This window comes from Mycobacterium sp. KBS0706 (assembly GCF_005938675.2).
Classification (GTDB): Bacteria; Pseudomonadota; Alphaproteobacteria; order DSM-16000; family Inquilinaceae; genus Inquilinus.
Window position 1 is genome coordinate 1 of the sequence record NZ_VCCH02000064.1, and the last position, 19,953, is coordinate 19,953.

A 19,953-nucleotide genomic window follows, 5' to 3' on the forward strand; every position below is an offset into this window, starting at 1 on the left:
GCAAGCCCGGCAATGACAAAGAGGGGATCGTCGCCATTCTCAAGTGTTCCTCAGAACAGAAAGTACCGCTGCGCCAGCGGCAGCTCGGCGGCGGGTTCGCAGGTCAGCAGCTCGCCATCGGCGCGGACTTCATAGGTCTCGGGGTCGACCTCGATCACCGGCGTCGCCGAGTTGTGCACCATGTCGGCCTTGCCGATGCCGCGCGTGCCCTCGACCGCCACCACCTCGCGCGCCAGGCCGAGGCGCGGGCCGATGCCGTCCTCCAGCGCCGCCTTCGACACGAAGGTGAGGGCCGAGGCAGCCATCGCCCGGCCGAAGCCGCCGAACATCGGCCGGTAATGCACCGGCTGCGGCGTCGGGATCGAGGCATTGGGGTCGCCCATCAGCGCCACCGAGATGGTGCCGGCCTTCAGCACCAGGTCCGGCTTCACCCCGAAGAAGGCCGGGTCCCACAGCACCAGATCGGCCAGCTTGCCGACCGCGACCGACCCGACATGCTTCGACAGCCCCTGCGCGATCGCCGGGTTGATCGTGTATTTGGCGACGTAGCGCTTGACCCGGGCGTTGTCGTTCTCGCCGATCTCCTGCGCCAGCCGGCCGCGCTGGACCTTCATCTTGTGGGCGGTCTGCCAAGTCCGCAGGATCACCTCGCCGATCCGCCCCATCGCCTGGCTGTCCGACGAGATGATCGAGAAGGCGCCGAGGTCGTGCAGGATGTCCTCGGCCGCGATGGTCTCGCGCCGGATCCGGCTTTCGGCGAAGGCCACGTCCTCCGGGATCCCGGCATCCAGGTGATGGCACACCATCAGCATGTCGAGATGCTCGTCGAGCGTGTTGACGGTGAAGGGCCGGGTGGGGTTGGTCGAGGACGGGATGACGTTGGCCAGCCCCGCCACCCGGATGATGTCCGGCGCATGGCCGCCGCCGGCGCCTTCGGTGTGGAAGGCGTGGATGGTGCGGCCCTTGAAGGCGGCGATGGTGTCCTCGACGAAGCCGCTCTCGTTCAGCGTGTCGGTGTGGATCATCACCTGGATGTCCATCGCGTCGGCGACGCCGAGGCAGCAATCGATCGCGGCCGGGGTGGTGCCCCAATCCTCGTGCAGCTTGAGCGAGGAGGCGCCGGCGCGGATCTGCTCGATCAGCGCCTCCGGCCGGCTGGCATTGCCCTTGCCGGAGATCGAGATGTTGACCGGCAGCCCTTCGGCCGCCTGCAGCATGCGGGCGATGTGCCAGGGGCCGGGGGTGCAGGTGGTGGCCTTGGTGCCGGTGGATGGGCCGGTACCACCGCCGACCAGCGTGGTGACGCCGGCGGCGATCGCCTCCTCCACCTGCTGCGGGCAGATGAAGTGGATGTGGCAGTCGATGCCGCCGGCGGTCAGGATCTTGCCTTCGCCGGCGATGATCTCGGTGCCCGGGCCGATGACGATGTCGACGCCCGGCTGGATGTCCGGGTTGCCGGCCTTGCCGATCCGGGCGATGCGGCCGTCGCGGATCGCCACATCGGCCTTCACGATGCCCCAATGGTCGAGGATCACGGCGTTGGTGATGACGGTGTCGGGGGTGCCTTCGGCCCTGGTGGCCTGGCTCTGGCCCATGCCGTCGCGGATCACCTTGCCGCCGCCGAACTTGACCTCCTCGCCATAGATCGTGTGGTCGCTCTCGATCTCGATGATCAGCTGGGTGTCGGCCAGGCGCAGCCGGTCGCCGGTGGTCGGGCCGAACATGTCGGCATAGGCGGCGCGGGAGATGGAAACGGGCATGTCGGCCTCCTCAGCCCTTGACCGGATCGAGTGGCCCCATGACCACCTGGCGGAAGCCGATCGCGACGCGGGCGCCGGCCAGAGCGACCAGCCGCACCTCGCGGCTCTGCCCCGGCTCGAACCGCACCGCGGTGCCGGAGGCGATGTCCAGCCGCCGCCCCCGCGCCTTGTCCCGGTCGAAGGACAGGGCCGGGTTGGTCTCGTAGAAGTGGTAGTGGCTGCCGACCTGGACCGGCCGGTCGCCGGTGTTGGCCACGGTCAGGACGATGCTGTCGCGACCCGCGTTCAGCTCGATCGTGCCCTGCGCCGGAATGAGTTCGCCCGGGATCATTGGCAGTTCCTCCGGGCGGACAAGCCAACGCTGTCATGCCCGGGCTTGACCCGGGCATCCAGAGTCTGTCGAGACCTTCTGGATTGCCGGGTCAAGCCCGGCAATGACAAGGAAAAGGAAGCGGGTTGGAAACCGGTCATCCCCATCCTCCTCACCTGATCGGCTCGTGGACGGTCACCAGCTTGGTGCCGTCGGGGAAGGTGGCCTCGACCTGGACGTCGTGGATCATCTCGGCGATGCCCTCCATCACCTGGTCGCGGGTCAGCACATGGGCGCCGGCCGCCATCAGATCGGCCACCGAGCGGCCATCCCGCGCCCCTTCCGTGACGAAGTCGGAGATCAGCGCCACCGCCTCCGGATAGTTCAGCTTCACGCCGCGCTCCAGCCGCCGGCGCGCCACCATCGCGGCCATGGCGATCAAGAGCTTGTCCTTCTCCCGCGGGGTCAGGTTCAAGGGGTGTCCTCCCGGTCTTTCATCAGCATTGCCAGACGCGCGGCAGCGGGCGCCCGGCCCGCAGGATGCCGAGCGCCGAGATCAAATCGCGCCGCAGCACCGCACTGTCCGCCGCGGCGAAGCGGGCGACCAGCAGGCCGTTCCAGGCGCTGGCGCCGGCCAGGCCTTCGGCCCCGGCCAAGACCGCGCGCAGCGGATCGATCAGCGCCTGCGCCTCGGGCGCCGCCAAGAGCAGCGTCGCCACCGCCCGGGCACCGCGGCCGAGGCCCGGCCGGTCCAAGGCCGCCGCCGGGTTGCCGTCGACCGCCAGCGCATCGGCGTAGGCCAGCCTGCCGTCGCGGCGGATCCGCCAGGCGTCGCGCAACGCGCCCTGGCGCACCGTCTCGCCCATCGCCGCCCGGCCGAACACGATCGCCTCGACCCCGAGGAAGCGGGCGTCGCCGCGCAGCTCGACCTGCAGGTCGCGGTCGAGGCGGGCACGGTCGAACAGGATGGTCTCCTGCGGCAGCCATTCCGCCGTGGCGCCGGGTTCGACCATGAGCCGGGTCTCGATCCGCGCCGCGTCGCCGAGCGAGCGGTAGATCCGCTCCGCAGCCTGCCCGGCCACGGTCGCCGCCGTGCCCTCGCCCCAGCGCACCGCCTGCTGCAGCCGGTCGCCGCCGGTCAGACCGCCCGCCGTGTTCAGCAGCACGGCGCCAGCGAAGGCCCCGGCCTCGCGCCGCGGGAAGCGCGCCTTGGCGCAGCCCTCCTGGAACAGCGCGGCCAGCACGGTCTCGGCCCCGCGCCGCTTGAAGCCGAGGTCGAGCCGGCCGCGGGCGCGCGCCAGCGGCACCGGCTGGGCCGACGGCTCCGACCAGGCGGAGGCGTCAGACCGTAAGGTGACGACGGACGCTGTCTTCATCGAGCGCAGTCTTGTCCCCGTCCACCACGACCTCGCCGCGATCCAGCACGACGAGGCGCTGGCCCAGCGCATGAGCGAAGTCGAAATACTGCTCGACCAGCAGGATCGCCATGGTGCCGCGGTCGCGCAGCATCGCGATGACGCGGCCGATGTCCTTGATGATCGACGGCTGGATGCCCTCGGTCGGCTCGTCCAGGATCAGCAGCCGCGGCCGGGTCACCAGGGCCCGGCCGATCGCCAGCTGCTGCTGCTGCCCGCCGGACAGGTCGCCGCCGCGCCGGCCGAGCATCGACTTCAGCACCGGGAACAGCTCGAAGATCTCGTCCGGAATCCGCCGCTCGCGCCACGGCAGCACGGCGAAGCCGGTTTCCAGATTCTCCTTCACCGTCAGCAGCGGGAAGATCTCACGCCCCTGTGGCACGAAGGCGATGCCGCGCCGCGCGCGTTCCGCCGTCGGCAGCCGGGTGATGTCATCGCCCTCCCACAACACCTTCCCGGCCGCGACTGGCTGCTGGCCGACGATGGCGCGCAGCGTGCTGGTCTTGCCGACACCGTTGCGGCCGAGCAGGCAGGTCACCTCACCCTTGCCGACGCCGAGCGAGATCCGCCGCAGCGCCTGGGCCGCGCCGTAGAACAGGTCGATGCCTTCCACGCTGAGCATGCCCTAGCGCCCCAGATAGACGTCGATGACGCGGGGGTCGGCGCTGACGGCGTCGAGCGGCCCTTCGGCCAGCACCGAGCCTTCGTGCAGCACCGTCACCTTGACGTCGAGGGCGCGGACGAAATGCATGTCGTGCTCCACCACCACCACGGAGCGGGTCTTGTTGATCTCGCGCAGCAGGATCGCCGTCTCCTCGGTCTCGGCATCGGTCATGCCGGCCACCGGCTCGTCCACCAGCAGCAGCGCCGGCTCCTGCGCCAGCAGCATGCCGATCTCGAGCCACTGCTTCTGGCCGTGCGACAGCGCCCCGGCCAGCCGGTCGCGATGCGCCGTCAGCTTGGTCGTTTCCAGGATTTCGCCGATCCGCTCCGCCGTGTCGGGGCGGGGGCGGCCGAACAAGAGGTTGGTCGGCGATCGCGGGCCGGCCAGGGCGAGGAGGAGGTTGTCCCCGACCGTGTGACTGTCGAACACCGTCGGCTTCTGGAACTTGCGTCCGATGCCGAGGCCCGCGATCGCCGTCTCGTCCAGCCGGGTCAGGTCGTGGGTGCCGCGGAACAGCGCCTCGCCCTGGTCCGGCCGGGTCTTGCCGGTGATGACATCCATCATCGTGGTCTTGCCGGCTCCGTTCGGGCCGATGATCGCCCGCATCTCGCCCGGCTCGATCACAAGCGACAGGGCGTTGAGCGCCCGGAAGCCGCTGAAAGTGACGGTGACGCCGTCGAGATACAGCAGCGCCTGGGTGGCGGCCGCGGAATCGATCGGACTCATCGCGGCGACTCCGTCGCCACTTCCGCCGCGCGGCGGGTGGGTCGGGCGCGCCAGGAGTGCCAGGCCGCCTGGACCGCGCCGACGATGCCCTTGGGCAGCACCAGCGTCACCAGGATGAACAGCCCGCCCAGGGCGAACAGCCAGAACTCCGGCAGCAGGTTGGTGAAGACGGTCTTACCGAGATTGACCGCGACCGCGCCGATGATCGGCCCCACCAGCGTGCCGCGGCCGCCGACCGCGACCCAGATCACCGCCTCGATCGAGTTGGCCGGGGCGAATTCGCCCGGGTTGATGATGCCGATCTGCGGCACGTAGAGCGCGCCGGCCACGCCCGCCATCATCGCCGACAGGGTGAACACCACCAGCTTGTAGGATTCGACGCGGTAGCCGAGGAAGCGGGTGCGGCTTTCGGCGTCGCGGATGGCCACCAGCACCTTGCCGAAGCGCGACCGGGTGATCGCCCGGCACATCAGGAAGGCGGCGGCAAGCGCGATCGCTGAGGCCAGGAACAGCCCGGCCCGCGTCGCATCCGCCTGCAGGCTGAAGCCCAGCAGGTCCTTGAAGTCGGTCAGGCCGTTGTTGCCGCCGAAGCCCATGTCGTTGCGGAAGAAGGCCAGCAGCAGGGCATAGGTCATCGCCTGGGTGATGATCGACAGATAGACGCCGGAGACGCGGCTGCGGAAGGCGAACCAGCCGAACACGAAAGCCAGCGCGCCGGGCACCAGCAGCACCATCAGAACCGCGAACCAGAATTGATCGAAACCGAGCCAGTACCAGGGCAGCTCCGGCCAGTTCAGGAACACCATGAAGTCCGGCAGCACCGGGTTGCCGTAGACGCCGCGCGGGCCGATCTGGCGCATCAGATACATGCCCATGGCGTAGCCGCCGAGGGCGAAGAAGGCGCCGTGGCCGAGGCTGAGGATGCCGACATAGCCCCAGACCAGGTCGATCGCCAGCGCCAGCAGCGCGTAGCACAGATACTTGCCCATCAGGCTGACGGCATAGCCGGGCACGTAGAGCGCCGAGTCCGGCGGCAGCGCCAGGTTCGCCAGCAGCACCAGCACCGCCACGGCGACGAGGCCGAGGGCGAAGGCCGGGCCGCCGGAGGCGCGGAGGAGACGGGCCGTGATCATGATTCCACCGCCCGTCCCTTCAGCGGGAACAGCCCGCGCGGCTTGCGCTGGATGAACAGGATGATCCCGACCAGGATGACGATCTTGCCCAGCACCGCGCCGGCGAAGGGCTCCAGGAGCTTGTTGGCGACGCCGAGCGACAGCGCCCCGACCAGCGTGCCCCACAGATTGCCGACACCGCCGAACACCACGACCATGAAGCTGTCGATGATGTAGCCCTGGCCGAGATTGGGGCTGACATTGTCGATCTGGCTGAGCGCCACCCCGGCGATGCCGGCAACGCCGGAGCCGATGCCGAAGGTCAGCATGTCGACCCGGCCGGTGCGGATGCCCATCGCCGCCGCCATGCGCCGGTTCTGCGTCACCGCCCGCATCTGCAGGCCCAGCGCCGTATAGCGCAGCACCAGCATCAGCGCGGCGAAGACCAGGAGGGCGAAGACGATGATCCAGAGCCGGTTCCAGGTCAGGGTCAGCCCGCCCAGGTCGAAGGCGCCGGACATCCAGGCCGGGTTGCCGACCTCGCGGTTCGACGGGCCGAAGATCGTCCGCACCGCCTGCTGCAGGATCAGCGACAGGCCGAAGGTGGCCAAGAGCGTCTCCAGCGGCCTGCCGTAGAGGAAGCGGATGATGGTGCGCTCGATGGCGACGCCGGCCAGCCCCGCGACCAGGAAGGCCAGCGGCAGCGCCACGGCCAGGGAATAGTCGAACAGGTTCGGCGCATAGGTGCGGAACGCCTCCTGCACCAGGAAGGTAGTGTAGGCGCCGAGCATGACGATCTCGCCATGCGCCATGTTGATCACGCCCATAACGCCGAAGGTGATGGCCAGGCCGATCGCGGCGATCAGCAGCACCGAGCCGAGGCTGAGCCCGTAATAGAGGCTCTGCACCCCGTTCCAGATCGCCAGCCGGGTGTCGATCCGGCCGATCGCGGACTCCGCCGCGGCGGCGACGGCCGGGGACGGGCTCGGGATGCCGGACAGCAGCGCCCGCGCCTCCTGGTCGCCGCGGGCGGCGACGGTGTCGATCGCCGACAGCAAGGCGTCGTCGCTGCCGCCCTTGGCCAGCAGGATGGCGGCACGGGCCTCGACGAAGGCTCGGCTCACCGCCGGATCGGTCTCACGCGCCAGCGCCGCCTCTAGCGCGGGCAGCGCCTTGTCGTCGCGCGACTTGAACACCGCGGCGGCGGCGTCGAGCCGCTTGGCCGGGTCGGGCGCCAGCAGGGTCAGCGACCCCATCGCCGCCTCGATCGCCCGCCGCACCCGGTTGTTGACCCGCACCGGCTTGGCGCCGGCCGGGGCTTCGGTGAGCGCCGCCCCGGTGGCGGCGTTGAGATAGCCACCGGCCTCGGTCTTGATCGCGACCGCGCCCGGCGCCGCGATCAGCCGGCCGGCGGCCAGCGCCTCCAGCACGACCGGCGCCTGCGCATCACCCGAGGCGGCGACCCCGTCCACCCCGGCGGCGATGTCGTCGTAATTGGTGGAGGCGAACTTCGCCAGCACCTCCGCCGGGATCTCGGCCCGGGCGGAGAACGGGAGGATCAAGAGCAGAAGTGCAAGGATGCGAACGACATGACGAGACCGGAACGATGCGTTGCCTCTCCCGCTTGCGGGAGAGGTCGGAGACGCGAAGCGGCTCCGGGTGAGGGGGTTTCGTCGAGGCCGGGGCCCGCCCTCACCCGGTCGTCCTACGGACGCCCGACCTCTCCCGCCAGGCGGGAGAGGCAACGCGTTGGATCTTGCCATGTCGTGCATCACCCGATTGCCTCAGGCCTGGGACATCACGACCCCGACCCGCCGCACTTGCCGGTCTTGACGTTGAAGTTCCCGCAGGCCAGCGGCTTGCGCCAATCCGAGATCAGGTCCTTCGAGCCCTCGAGATAGTCCGACCACTCGTCGCCCACGACCTCGGGGGTCTCCGAGACCGTCTGGATCTGGCCGTCCGCCTGGATCTCGCCGATCAGCACCGGCTTGGTGATGTGATGGTTCGGCATCATCGTGGCGATGCCACCGGTCAGGTTCGGCACCGCGACGCCGACCATCGCGTCGATCACCTTGTCGGGGTCGGTGGTGCCGGCCTTCTCCACCGCCTTCACCCACATGTTGAAGCCGATGTAATGCGCCTCCATCGGGTCATTGGTGGTGCGCTTGTCGTTCTTGATGAAGGCGTGCCACTTGGCGATGAAGTCCTTGTTCTCCGGCGTGTCCACGCTCTCGAAGTAGTTCCAGGCGGCCAGGTGGCCGACCAGCGGGCCGGTGTCGAGCCCGGCCAGTTCTTCCTCGCCGACCGAGAAGGCCACGACCGGGATGTCGGTCGCCTTGATGCCCTGGTTCGCCAGCTCCTTGTAGAACGGCACGTTGGCGTCGCCGTTGACGGTCGAGACCACGGCGGTCTTCTTGCCGGCCGAGCCGAAGCTCTTGATCTTGCCGACCTCGGTCTGCCAGTCGGAGAAGCCGAACGGCGTGTAGTTGACGCTGATGTCCTCCGGCGCCACGCCCTTGGCCTTGAGATAGGCCTCGAGGATCTTGTTGGTGGTGCGCGGATAGACGTAGTCGGTGCCTTCCAGCACCCAGCGCTGCACCCCTTCCTCGTTCATCAGGTAGTCAACCGCCGGGATCGCCTGCTGGTTCGGCGCGGCGCCGGTGTAGAAGATGTTGCGCGAGCTCTCCTCGCCCTCGTACTGCACCGGGTAGAACAGGATGCCGTCGAGCTCCTCGAACACCGGCAGCACCGATTTGCGCGACACCGAGGTCCAGCAGCCGAAGGTGGCCGCGACCTTGTCGACCGAGATCAGCTGCCGCGCCTTCTCGGCGAAGAGCGGCCAGTCCGACGCCGGGTCGACGACGACCGCTTCCAGCTTCTTGCCGAGGAGCCCGCCCTTCTTGTTCTGCTCGTCGATCAGCATCAGCATGACGTCCTTCAGCGTGGTCTCGCTGATCGCCATGGTGCCGGACAGGGAATGCAGGATGCCGACCTTGATGGTGTCCTCGGCCCGGGCGGCGGTGGACACCGCCAGCCCCATGGACACCGCCAGCGCGGCGCCGATCACCCAATGTTTCTGCGACAATGCCATTGTGATCTCCCTGAACACGCTTGTTTGCGTCCGCATCCCCGATCGCTACGCAAGTTCCAGGCCAGTGGCGGAACTCCGCCATCGACGGCTGCCCAAGAGGGCGGCAGATGCCTTGGCTGCCCATTCCCTGCGCAGCGACCCCATATCCGATGTGGTCCGGAACTTGCTGGGACCGGATCAGTCCCGTTGCCCCTGTGCCCCGCGAATGGTCCTGCGCATCCTGCTGGTCGATGAGAACGCCGAGCGCTGCCGCGTGGTCGAGGCGGCGCTGACCGCGGCCGGCCACGGCGTGGTCACGACCGCTAGCGGCACCGAGAACCTGCTGGCAAAGGTGCGGGAGATCGAGCCTGACGTGATCATCGTCGACCTCGACGCCCCCAACCGCGACGCGCTGGAGCATATGCGCAGCGTCAGCCGCGAGCGGCCGAAGCCGATCGTGATGTTCGTCGACCAGAGCGACGACGCCGCGATCGGCGAGGCGATCCGCGCCGGGGTCAGCGCCTATGTCGTCGACGGCCTCAGCCCGCACCGGGTGAAGCCGGTGCTGGAGGCCGCGATCGCCCGGTTCCAGGCCTTCCAGGCGATGCGCGATGAGCTGGAGAAGACCCGCGCCACCCTGGCCGAGCGCAAGCGGATCGAGCGCGCCAAGGGCATCCTGATGCAGCAGCGCGGCATGGCGGAGGACGAGGCCTACAAGGCGCTGCGCAAGCTGGCCATGGACCGCGGCAAGCCCCTGGCCGAGATCGCGGAGCAGGTGATCAGCATCAGCGAGCTGCTGACTAAGAATTAGGCAGATCCGAATTCGCCGCTTTTTTGCGCATTGCACAATTGCGGAGCAGAATCTTGCCGCAGTGCAGCATGCCCCGGATGAGGGCTTCCGATCCCTAAGTCGGCCGCGGCGCTCGATCCTCGGCTCCGGGGTCACACTGCGACGCAACTGGCACGTTGCTTGCGTATCTGTCTGGTGACGACGGGCAATGGCGTCCGTCCGACCATATTCAGGGCGGCCCGACGCTGGGCCGTCCGGACCGGGCAAAGGCGTCCGAGGACTGCGGATCTTCCGCAGGCTCTCGGGCGCCTTTTCGTTTTGGAGCGGCTGATGACGGATCCCCGCACAGACCTGACCCTCGGCTTCGTGCCGCTGGCCGATTGCGCGCCGCTGATCGTGGCGGAGCGCAAGGGCTTCTTCCGCGAGGAGGGGCTGTGCGTCCGGCTGTCGCGCGAGAGCAGCTGGGCCAGCCTGCGCGACAAGCTGGTCTGCGGCCTGCTGGATGGCGCCCATATGCTGGCGCCGCTGCCCCTGGCGATCTCGCTGGGGCTGAGCGGCCCGAAGACGCCGATGCTGGTCGGGCTGTCGCTGAACCTGAACGGCAACGCCGTCACCGTCTCGAACGCCTTGGCGGCGGAGATGGCGGCGGCGGATCCGGAGGGCGCGGCCGCCGGGTCGGCCTCGGCGATCGCGGCCGTCGTCGCCGCACGCCGCCAGGCCGGCGCCCCGCCTTTGGTCTTCGCCATCGTCTTCCCGGTGTCGAGCCATCACGACCAGCTGCGCACCTGGCTGGCCGCCGGCGGGGTCGACCCGCAGCGCGACGTGCGCATCGTGGTGGTGCCGCCGCCGCAGATGGTGGCGCATCTGTCGGCCGGGCGGGTCGACGGCTTCTGCGTCGGCGCGCCCTGGGGCGACGTCGCGGTCGACCAGGGCGTCGGAGTGATGGCCACCACCGGCTGGCGGATCTGGAACAACGCGCCGGAGAAGGTCTTCGCCGTCACCCGCGCCTGGGCCGAGGCCCGGCCGGATGCGCACCGCGCCCTGCTGCGCGCCCTGATCCGCGCCGCGGCCTGGCTGGACCGGCCGCAGCACCGACCCGAGGCGGTGGCGATGCTGGCGGCGCCGGAGGTGCTGAACGCCCCGGCCGCGTCGATCGCCGCCGGGCTGGTCGGCCGGCCGGGCGAGCTGCTGGTCGACGGGCTGCCGGCGCGCGGCCCGGTCTATCACCGCCGCGCCGCCGGCCTGCCCTGGCTGTCGCACGCCGCCTGGTTCCTGGCCCAGCTGCGGCGCTGGGGCGAGCTGCCGGACAGCGTCGACATCGCCGCCGCGGCCGCCGCCGTCTACCGGCCGGCCCTCTACCGCGAAGCCGCCTGGGACCTCGGCTACCCGGCGCCCGCGGCCGACAGCAAGGCCGAGGGGCTGCATGACGGCTCGTGGGTGCTGGCCGACCCGGCCGGCGACGTGGTGCTGGGCGCCGACCGCTTCTGCGACGGCCGGATCTTCGATCCCGCCGCGCTCGACACCGACGGCCTCGCCGCCGCCGGCATCGCAACCGCCGCGGCGCAACGCGGCTGAAGGGGGCTTTCATGACCGGACGCATCACCACCCTCAACCGCCGCCGCCTGCTGCAGGGCACCGCCAGGCTGACCGGCGCCGCGGCCACCATCGCGGCGATCCGCACCGCCTTCCCCGCCGGCGCCTTCGCGCAAGCGACGGGGCCGGAGACGACCAAGGCGACGCTGGGCTTCATCGCCCTGACCGATTCCACGCCGCTGATCATCGCCAAGGAGAAGGGGCTGTTCGACCAGGCCGGGCTGACCGAGGTCACGGTCGCCAAGCAGGCCTCCTGGGGCACCACCCGCGACAACCTGGTGCTGGGCTCGGCCGGCGGCGGCATCGACGGCGCCCACATCCTGACGCCGATGCCCTATCTGATGACGCTCGGCACCATCACCGCCGGCAACAAGCCGCTGCCGATGCAGATCCTGTGCCGGCTGAACACCAACGGCCAGGCGATCTCGGTCGCCAAGGACCTGGCCGGCGCCACGGTCGACGCCGGGCCGCTGAAGGCCGCCTTCGCCGACATGAAGGCCAAGGGGCAGGAGGTGAAATGCGCGGTCACCTTCCCCGGCGGCACCCATGATCTGTGGATGCGCTACTGGCTGGCGGCCGGCGGCATCGACCCGAACAAGGACGTCAGCACCATCGTGGTGCCGCCGCCGCAGATGGTCGCCAACATGAAGGTCGGCAACATGCAGGCCTTCTGCGTCGGCGAGCCGTGGAACGACCAGCTCGTGCACCAGGGGATCGGCTACTCCGCCTGCGTCACCGGCGAGCTGTGGAAGGACCATCCGGAGAAGAGCCTGGCGCTGCGTGCCGACTGGGTCGACGCCAACCCGAAGGCGGCGGCGGCGCTGCTGCAGGCGGTGCTGGAAGCCCAGCGCTGGGCCGACAAGCCGGAGAACAAGGAGGAAATGGCCCAGATCATCGGCCGGAGGGCATGGTTCAACGTGCCCCCGGCCGACATCCTGCCGCGCTCGCTCGGCACCATCGACTACGGCGACGGCCGCAAGGTCGAGAACAGCCCGCTCTTGATGAAGTTCTGGCGGGACTTCGCGTCCTACCCGTTCCAGAGCCACGAGCTGTGGTTCCTGACCGAGGACCGGCGCTGGGGCTACATCGCCCCCGACACCGACCTCAAGGGGCTGATCGCCAAGGTCAACCGCGAGGATCTATGGCGCCAGGCCGCGCAGGCGGCCGGCGTGCCCGCCGCTGAGATCCCGGCCGGCACCTCGCGCGGCAAGGAGACCTTCTTCGACGGCAAGGTCTTCGACCCCGACGCCCCCGACGCCTATCTCGCCAGCCTCGCCATCAAGACCGTCGCCTGACGCCGACAGCCAGCCGGAGCCAGCCTCGTGCCCCAGTCAGCCCAGATCCTTTCCAAAGCGCCCACCCCGGCCCTCAAGCCGAAGCAGACAGGCCGGGTCCTGTCCCTTCCGGTGGCGCGGCCGCCGCTCGGCCCGGTCCTGTCCCGCCTCGCCGCCGAGGCTGCCGCGAGGGTGATCCCGCCGCTGATCGTGCTGGCGCTGCTGCTGCTGGCCTGGCAGCTGCTGTGTTCCAGCCCGGCCTCCAACCTGCCGTCGCCGCTCAAGGTGCTGGACGACACCTGGGACTTCATCATCGACCCGTTCTACGACAATGGCGGGGTCGACAAGGGCGCCTTCTGGCAGATCGCCACCAGCCTGTCGCGGGTGGCGGTCGGCTTCGCCCTGGCCTCCGTGGTCGGGGTCGCGCTCGGTGTGCTGATCGGCCAGAGCGTCTGGGCCATGCGGGGCCTGGACCCGATCTTCCAGGTGCTGCGCACCATCCCGCCTCTGGCCTGGCTGCCGATCTCGCTGGCCGGGTTCCAGCAGGCCGAGCCGTCGGCGATCTTCGTGATCTTCATCACCTCGATCTGGCCGATCGTGATCAACACCGCGGTCGGGGTGCGCAACATCCCGCAGGACTACCGCAACGTCGCCGCGGTGCTGCGCCTGTCGCCCTGGGAGGTGTTCACCAAGATCACCCTGCCGGCCACCGTGCCCTACATCTTCACCGGCCTGCGCATCGGCATCGGCCTGTCCTGGCTGGCGATCATTGCCGCCGAGATGCTGATCGGCGGCGTCGGCATCGGCTTCTTCATCTGGGACGCGTGGAACAGCTCGCGCATCAGCGACATCATCGTGGCGCTGGTCTATGTCGGGCTGGTCGGCTTCGTCCTCGACCGCCTGATCGGCTTCGCCGGCGCGCTCGTCGCCCGCGGCACCTCGGCCTGAGGGGACGCCCCATGGACAGCTATCTCTCGATCGAGCAGGTCGGCATGCGCTTCGCCCGTGGCAGCGCGGCCAGCGAGGTGCTGGTCGACGTCAAGCTGGGCATCGACCGCGGCGAGTTCGTGTCGATCATCGGCCATTCCGGCTGCGGCAAGTCGACCCTGCTGAACATCGTCGGCGGCCTGGTCCGCTCCACCACCGGCGAGGTGCTGCTGGACGGCCAGGTGGTCGACAGCCCGGGCCCGGACCGCGCCATCGTGTTCCAGAACCACTCGCTGCTGCCCTGGCTGACGGTCTACGGCAATGTCCGGATCGCGGTCGACAAGGTCTTCGGCCGGGCCAAGAGCGCGGCCGAACGGCACGACTGGGTGATGCACAACCTGGCCCTGGTCCACATGGCCCATGCCAGGGACAAGCGGCCGGGCGAGATCTCCGGCGGCATGAAGCAGCGCGTCGGCATCGCCCGGGCGCTGGCGATGCAGCCCAAGATCCTGCTGATGGACGAGCCCTTCGGCGCGCTCGACGCCCTGACCCGGGCGCATCTGCAGGATTCGGTGATGGAGATCCATGCCGCGCTCGGCAACACCGTCCTGATGATCACCCACGATGTCGACGAGGCGGTGCTGCTGTCCGACCGCATCGTGATGATGACCAACGGCCCCAGCGCCACCATCGGCGAGGTGCTGCAGATCCCGCTGGAGCGGCCGCGCCGCCGCCTGGCGCTGGCCGACAATCCGACATACGCCGCGTGCCGCGTGCAGGTGCTGCGCTTCCTCTACGAGCGCCAGCGCTTCACCACCGCGGCCGCCTGAGGGGGGGGAGGGAAGCAATGCCTGAAGGAAGCTGGGGGCCGCAGGAGCGGCTGGTGGTGGTCGGCAACGGCATGGCCGGGATGCGGGCGGTGGAGGAGCTGCTGGCCCGCGCGCCCGGCCGCTACGCCGTCACCGTGTTCGGCGCCGAGCCGCAGGTGAACTACAACCGCATCATGCTGTCGCCGGTGCTGGCCGGCGAGAAGCGGTTCGACGACATCGTCATCAACGACCGCGCCTGGTACGACGCCAACGGCATCGACCTGCGCGCCGGGGTGCGGGTGGCGGCGATCGACCGCGAGGCGCGCGAGGTGATCGGCGCCGACGGCAGCCGCTGCCGCTACGACCGGCTGCTGCTGGCCACCGGCTCCGACCCGATCGTGATCCCGGTGCCGGGCCGCAACCTGCCCGGCGTCGTCACCTTCCGCGACATCGCCGATGTCGAGGCGATGCTGGCGGCGTCGCGTGAGGGCCGTACCCGCGCCGTGGTGATCGGCGGCGGCCTCCTGGGCCTCGAAGCCGCCAACGGCCTGCGCGCCAACGGCATGGAGGTCACCGTCCTGCACCTGATGCCGGTGCTGATGGAGCGGCAGCTCGACCCCGCCGCCGCATACCTGCTGCAGCGTGAGTTGGAGCAGCGCGGCCTGACCGTGCTGACCGAGGCCGACACGGCCGCGATCGAAGGCGACGGCAAGGTCGAGGCGGTGCGGCTGAAGGACGGGCGGGTGATCCCGGCCGACCTGGTGGTGATGGCGGTCGGCATCCGCCCGGCCACCACCCTGGCCCGCGAGGCCGGCCTGACGGTCGAGCGCGGCGTCGTGGTCGACGACCGCATGACCACCTCCGACCCCTGCATCCTGGCGGTCGGCGAATGCGTCCAGCACCAGGGCCGGACCTACGGGCTGGTGGCGCCGCTGTACGAGATGGCGCGGATCTGCGCCGACCAGCTGGCCGGCACGGCGGAGAGCGAGTATCGCGGCTCGGTCACCTCGACCAAGCTGAAGGTCACCGGCATCGACGTGTTCTCGGCCGGCGACTTCCAGGGCGGCGAGGATTGCGAGGACATCGTGTTCCGCGATGCCGCCCGCGGCGTCTACAAGCGGCTGGTCCTGAAGGGCAACCGCATCGCCGGCGCCGTCCTGTACGGCGACACCGCCGACGGCGCTTGGTTCTTCCAGATGCTGCGCGAGGGCCAGGACGTGGCGCCGATGCGCGACGGGCTGATCTTCGGCCAGGCGCTGGCGGCCGCCGGAGGTGCGGCGCCGGACCCTAAGCAGGCCGTTGCCGCCCTGCCGCCCGAGGCGGAGATCTGCGGCTGCAACGGCGTCTGCAAGGGCACCATCGTCCAGGCCATCGGCGAGAAGGGGCTGGCCAGCCTCGACGCGGTGCGGGCCCACACCAAGGCCTCGTCCTCCTGCGGCTCCTGCACCGGGCTGGTCGAGAGCCTGCTGGCGGTGACGCTGGGCGACGGCTACGCGGGCGGGCCGAAGATCAAGGCGGTCTGCGGCTGCACCGATTTCGGCCATGACGAGGTGCGGCGGCTGATCCTGGCGCAGGAGCTGCGGTCGATCCCGGCGGTGATGCAGGAGCTGGGCTGGCGTACGCCGCATGGCTGCGCCAAGTGCCGGCCGGCGCTGAACTACTACCTGATCTGCGCCTGGCCGGGCGAGTACAGCGACGACCAGCAGTCCCGCTTCATCAACGAGCGGGCGCATGCCAACATCCAGAAGGATGGCACCTATTCGGTGGTGCCGCGGATGTGGGGCGGCGTCACCAGCGCCAAGGAGCTGCGGGCCATCGCCGACGTGGTCGACCGCTACCAGATCCCGAGTGTGAAAGTGACCGGCGGCCAGCGCATCGACCTGCTGGGCGTCAAGAAGGAGCAGCTGCCGGAGGTGTGGCGCGACCTGAACGCCGCCGGCATGGTCTCCGGCCACGCCTACGGCAAGGCGCTGCGCACGGTGAAGACCTGCGTCGGGTCGGAATGGTGCCGCTTCGGCACCCAGGATTCGACCGCCATGGGCATCGCGCTGGAGCGGATGAGCTGGGGCAGCTGGACGCCGCACAAGTTCAAGATGGCGGTGTCCGGCTGCCCGCGGAACTGCGCCGAGGCGACGATCAAGGATTTCGGCGTGATCGCGGTCGACAGCGGCTGGGAGCTGCATGTCGGCGGCAATGGCGGCATCAAGCTGCGCGGCACCGACTTCCTGTGCAAGGTCGAGACCGAGGCCGAGGTGCTGGAATATTGCGGCGCCTTCATGCAGCTGCACCGCGAGGAATCGCACTATCTCGAGCGCACCGCGCCCTGGATCGAGCGGGTCGGCCTGGACCATGTCAGGCGCCGGGTGGTCGAGGATGCGGACTCGCGCAAGCGGCTGCACGCCCGCTTCCTGCATTCGCAGCAATTCGCGCAACAGGACCCCTGGGCCGAGCGCGCGGCCGGCGCCGAGGCGCATGAGTTCCGCCACATGGCCGCGGTGGAGTGACGACCATGACCCTGCCCCTATGGATCGATGTCGGCGGGATCGAGGACATCCCGCCGCTGGGCGCCCGGGTGGTGAAGAGCCCGGAGGGCGACATCGCCCTGTTCCGCACCGCCGACGACCAGGTCTTCGCGCTCTACGACCGCTGCCCGCACAAGGGTGGGCCGCTGTCGCAGGGCATCGTGCACGGCACCAGCGTCACCTGCCCGCTGCACGCCTGGGTGATCAGCCTGGAGACCGGGTCGGTCGAGGGGCCGGACGAGGGCTGCGTCCACCGCATCGCGGTCGAGCTGCAGGCCGGCCGGATCCGCCTCGGCCTGCCGTCGCCGCAGCTGGTCGCCAATGGCTGAGATCCGCACCACCTGCCCCTATTGCGGCGTCGGCTGTGGCGTCGCCGCGGCGCCGGACGGGCGGGTGGCGGGCGACCCGATCCACCCGGCGAATTTCGGCCGGCTGTGCTCCAAGGGCGGGGCGCTGGGCGAGACTCTGGGGCTGGACGGGCGCCTGCTCGACCCGATGATCGGCGGCAGGGCGGCAAGCTGGGACCAGGCGCTGGACCGCGTCGCCAACGGCTTCGCTGAAGCGATCGAACAGCACGGGCCGGACTCCGTCGCCTTCTACGTCTCCGGCCAGTTGCTGACCGAGGACTACTACGTCGCCAACAAGCTGATGAAGGGCTTCATCGGCTCCGGCAACATCGACACCAATTCCCGGCTGTGCATGGCCTCCTCGGTCGCCGGCCACCGCCGCGCCTTCGGCGGCGACGTGGTGCCGGGCTGCTACGAGGATTGGGAGCAGGCGGACCTCGCCATCTATGTCGGCTCCAACGCCGCCTGGTGCCACCCGATCCTGCATCGCCGGCTGCTGGCGGGGCGCGAGAAGCGGGGCACCCGAATCGTGGTGATCGACCCGCGCCGCACCGCGACCTGCGACGAGGCCGACCTGCACTTGGCCATCGCCCCGGGCACCGACGTGCTGCTGTTCAACGGCCTGCTCGCCCATCTGGTCCACGAGGGCATGCTGGATCGTGGCTGGATCGCCGCCCATGCCTCGGGCTTGGAGGAGGCGGCGCTGGCCGCGGCCGAGGACGCGCCGGACATCGCCGCCGTGGCCCGCGGCTGCCGCCTGCCGGAGGAGGCGATAGGGCGCTTCTACGCCTGGTTCGCCCACACCCCGGCGACGCTGACGATCTATTCGCAGGGCGTGAACCAGTCGACCCAGGGCACCGACAAGGTCAACGCCATCATCAACTGCCACCTCGCCACCGGCCGGATCGGCCGGCCGGGCGCCGGGCCGTTCTCGGTTACCGGCCAGCCCAACGCCATGGGCGGGCGCGAGGTCGGCGGCCTGGCCAACCAGCTGGCCGCCCATATGGGCTTCGAGGATCCTGCGGCGCGCGACCGGGTCCGCCGCTTCTGGCGGGCGCCGCGCCTGGCCGAGCAGCCGGGGTTGAAGGCGGTGGAGCTGTTCGACGCCGTCGCCGCGGGCCGGATCAAAGCGCTGTGGATCATGGCGACCAACCCGGCGGTCAGCGCGCCGGATGCGGAGCGGCTGCGCCGCGGCCTCGCCGGCTGCGACCTCGTCGTCGTCTCCGACGTCACCGCCGAGACCGACACCGCCCGGCTGGCCGATGTGCTGCTGCCCGCCGCCGGCTGGAGCGAGAAGGACGGCACCGTGACCAATTCCGAGCGCCGGATCTCGCGCCAGCGCGGCTTCCGCCCCCTGCCCGGCCAGGCCCGGCCGGATTGGTGGATCATCACCCAGGCGGCCCGCCGCATGGGCTTCGTCGATGCCTTCCCCTATCAGGACCCGGCCGCGATCTTCCGCGAGCACGCCGCCCTCTCCGCCTTCGAGAACCAGGGCGAGCGCGCCTTCGACATCGGCGCCCTCGCGGGGCTGGACCGGGAGGCCTACGACACGCTGGAGCCGGTGCAGTGGCCGGTGCCGAAAGGCCGGCGGCTGGGCACGGCGCGGCTGTTCGCCGATGGCCGCTTCCCGACGCCGGACGGCCGCGCCCGCTTCGTCCCGGTGCGGCACCGCCCGCCGGCCCATCGCCCGGACCGCGACCGGCCGATGCTCTTGAACACCGGCCGGCTGCGCGACCAGTGGCACACCATGACCCGCACCGGCGCGGTGCCGCGGCTGGCCGCCAACAGCCCGGAGCCGGCGGTCGAGCTGCATCCCGACGACGCCCGCCGCCACGGCTTGGCCGAGGGCGACCTGGTGCGGCTGAAAAGCGGCTGGGGCCGTGCCCTGGCCCGGGCCCGGATCACGCCGGACCAGATGCCGGGCCAGGCCTTCCTGGCGATGCATTGGAACGACCGCTTCACCACCGACTGCGTCGTCGGCAGGCTGGCCAGCCCCGCCGTCGACCCGGTCTCCGGCCAGCCGGAGCTGAAGCACATACCGGTGGCGCTCGACCGGGTGGCGCTGGGCTGGGAGGGGTTCCTGGTCTCGCGCCGGCGGATGCGGCCGACCGGCCTGGTCTACTGGACGCGCCGCGCCGCCGCCGGCTGCCAGATTTACGCCCTGGGCGGACCGGAGCCGCCGGCCGACGGCATCATCCTCGGCCGGTCGCTGCTGGCGCCGGGGAAGGACCGGCAGGTGATCGAGTTCGCCGATGCCAAGCGCGGCCTGTTCCGCCTCGCCACGCTCGAGTCCGGCAACCTGGCCGAATGCCTGTTCGTCGCGCCGCCCGGCAAGCTGCCGGATCCGGAATGGCTTCTGGCCCGCTTCGCCGCCGAGACGCCGGCGCTGGACGATGCCGACCGCCGCGCCCTGCTGTCCGGCCGCGCCCCGGCCGGCGCCCCGGCCGAGGGCCGTATCGTCTGCGCCTGCCTCGGCGTCGGGCTCGAGCGGATCCTGCGGACCCTACGAGACGGCCAGGGCATCGGGGTCAAGGAGCTCGGCGCGCTGCTCGGCGCCGGCACCAATTGCGGCTCCTGCGTACCGGAGCTGAAGGAGATCGTCGCCCATGCCGCCCTTCCTGCCGCAGGCTGAGC

At 70.4% G+C, this 19,953-nt stretch carries 17 protein-coding genes; 8 read left to right on the plus strand and 9 right to left on the minus strand.

Features of this window, described 5'->3' with window-relative positions; all coding sequences use genetic code 11:
- Positions 1-50 precede the first annotated feature (50 nt).
- The 9 genes from FFK22_RS28135 to urtA all read right to left on the minus strand — a co-directional run bounded on the left by FFK22_RS28135 (position 51) and on the right by urtA (position 9,078).
- Complete coding sequence (locus FFK22_RS28135) at positions 51-1,760, minus strand: urease subunit alpha (RefSeq protein WP_138888415.1); 1,710 nt, start codon at positions 1,758-1,760, stop codon at positions 51-53.
- A 10-nt stretch (positions 1,761-1,770) separates the two neighbouring features.
- Positions 1,771-2,091: an urease subunit beta gene (locus FFK22_RS28140; RefSeq protein ID WP_138888416.1), complete on the minus strand. Its 321-nt coding sequence runs from the start codon at positions 2,089-2,091 to the stop codon at positions 1,771-1,773.
- A gap of 151 nt (positions 2,092-2,242) precedes the next feature.
- A complete protein-coding gene (locus tag FFK22_RS28145; protein WP_138888417.1) occupies positions 2,243-2,545 on the minus strand; it encodes an urease subunit gamma in 303 nt (100 codons plus the stop codon).
- 22 nt (positions 2,546-2,567) lie between these two features.
- Entirely contained in the window at positions 2,568-3,446 is an 879-nt protein-coding gene (locus FFK22_RS28150; protein ID WP_138888418.1) for an urease accessory protein UreD, read from the minus strand.
- Positions 3,412-4,107 (minus strand): urea ABC transporter ATP-binding subunit UrtE, encoded by a 696-nt coding sequence (gene urtE, locus FFK22_RS28155; RefSeq protein ID WP_138888419.1) that lies wholly within the window; start codon positions 4,105-4,107, stop codon positions 3,412-3,414. Before urtE ends, FFK22_RS28150 begins: the two co-directional genes overlap by 35 nt.
- Positions 4,108-4,110: 3 nt before the next feature.
- On the minus strand, positions 4,111-4,875 hold the full coding sequence (gene urtD / locus FFK22_RS28160) for an urea ABC transporter ATP-binding protein UrtD (protein ID WP_138888420.1): 765 nt from the start codon (positions 4,873-4,875) through the stop codon (positions 4,111-4,113).
- Entirely contained in the window at positions 4,872-6,008 is a 1,137-nt protein-coding gene (gene urtC, locus FFK22_RS28165; protein ID WP_138888421.1) for an urea ABC transporter permease subunit UrtC, read from the minus strand. The genes urtD and urtC overlap by 4 nt, the downstream gene beginning before the upstream one ends.
- A complete protein-coding gene (urtB, locus tag FFK22_RS28170; protein WP_221938919.1) occupies positions 6,005-7,549 on the minus strand; it encodes an urea ABC transporter permease subunit UrtB in 1,545 nt (514 codons plus the stop codon). The genes urtC and urtB overlap by 4 nt, the downstream gene beginning before the upstream one ends.
- A gap of 236 nt (positions 7,550-7,785) precedes the next feature.
- Positions 7,786-9,078, minus strand: coding sequence for an urea ABC transporter substrate-binding protein (urtA, locus tag FFK22_RS28175; protein ID WP_138888423.1), 1,293 nt, complete (start codon positions 9,076-9,078; stop codon positions 7,786-7,788).
- A 205-nt stretch (positions 9,079-9,283) separates the two neighbouring features.
- On the opposite strand from urtA, the gene FFK22_RS28180 reads away from it, so the two are divergent.
- The 8 genes from FFK22_RS28180 to FFK22_RS28215 all read left to right on the plus strand — a co-directional run bounded on the left by FFK22_RS28180 (position 9,284) and on the right by FFK22_RS28215 (position 19,951).
- Entirely contained in the window at positions 9,284-9,868 is a 585-nt protein-coding gene (locus tag FFK22_RS28180; RefSeq protein WP_138888424.1) for an ANTAR domain-containing response regulator, read from the plus strand.
- Between the two features lie 309 nt (positions 9,869-10,177).
- The gene (locus FFK22_RS28185) at positions 10,178-11,422 is read left to right on the plus strand and encodes a CmpA/NrtA family ABC transporter substrate-binding protein (protein WP_138888425.1); all 1,245 of its coding nucleotides are present in this window, start codon (positions 10,178-10,180) and stop codon (positions 11,420-11,422) included.
- An 11-nt stretch (positions 11,423-11,433) separates the two neighbouring features.
- A complete protein-coding gene (locus FFK22_RS28190) occupies positions 11,434-12,735 on the plus strand; it encodes a CmpA/NrtA family ABC transporter substrate-binding protein (RefSeq protein WP_138888426.1) in 1,302 nt (433 codons plus the stop codon).
- A 27-nt stretch (positions 12,736-12,762) separates the two neighbouring features.
- Entirely contained in the window at positions 12,763-13,662 is a 900-nt protein-coding gene (gene ntrB, locus FFK22_RS28195; RefSeq protein ID WP_221938920.1) for a nitrate ABC transporter permease, read from the plus strand.
- 11 nt (positions 13,663-13,673) lie between these two features.
- Entirely contained in the window at positions 13,674-14,471 is a 798-nt protein-coding gene (locus tag FFK22_RS28200; protein WP_138888427.1) for an ABC transporter ATP-binding protein, read from the plus strand.
- Between the two features lie 17 nt (positions 14,472-14,488).
- Positions 14,489-16,954, plus strand: a complete 2,466-nt coding sequence (nirB, locus tag FFK22_RS28205) for a nitrite reductase large subunit NirB (protein ID WP_138888428.1) — start codon at positions 14,489-14,491, stop codon at positions 16,952-16,954.
- Between the two features lie 5 nt (positions 16,955-16,959).
- Entirely contained in the window at positions 16,960-17,301 is a 342-nt protein-coding gene (gene nirD, locus FFK22_RS28210) for a nitrite reductase small subunit NirD (RefSeq protein WP_138888429.1), read from the plus strand.
- Positions 17,294-19,951, plus strand: coding sequence for a nitrate reductase (locus FFK22_RS28215; protein ID WP_143956883.1), 2,658 nt, complete (start codon positions 17,294-17,296; stop codon positions 19,949-19,951). Before nirD ends, FFK22_RS28215 begins: the two co-directional genes overlap by 8 nt.
- Positions 19,952-19,953 lie beyond the last annotated feature (2 nt).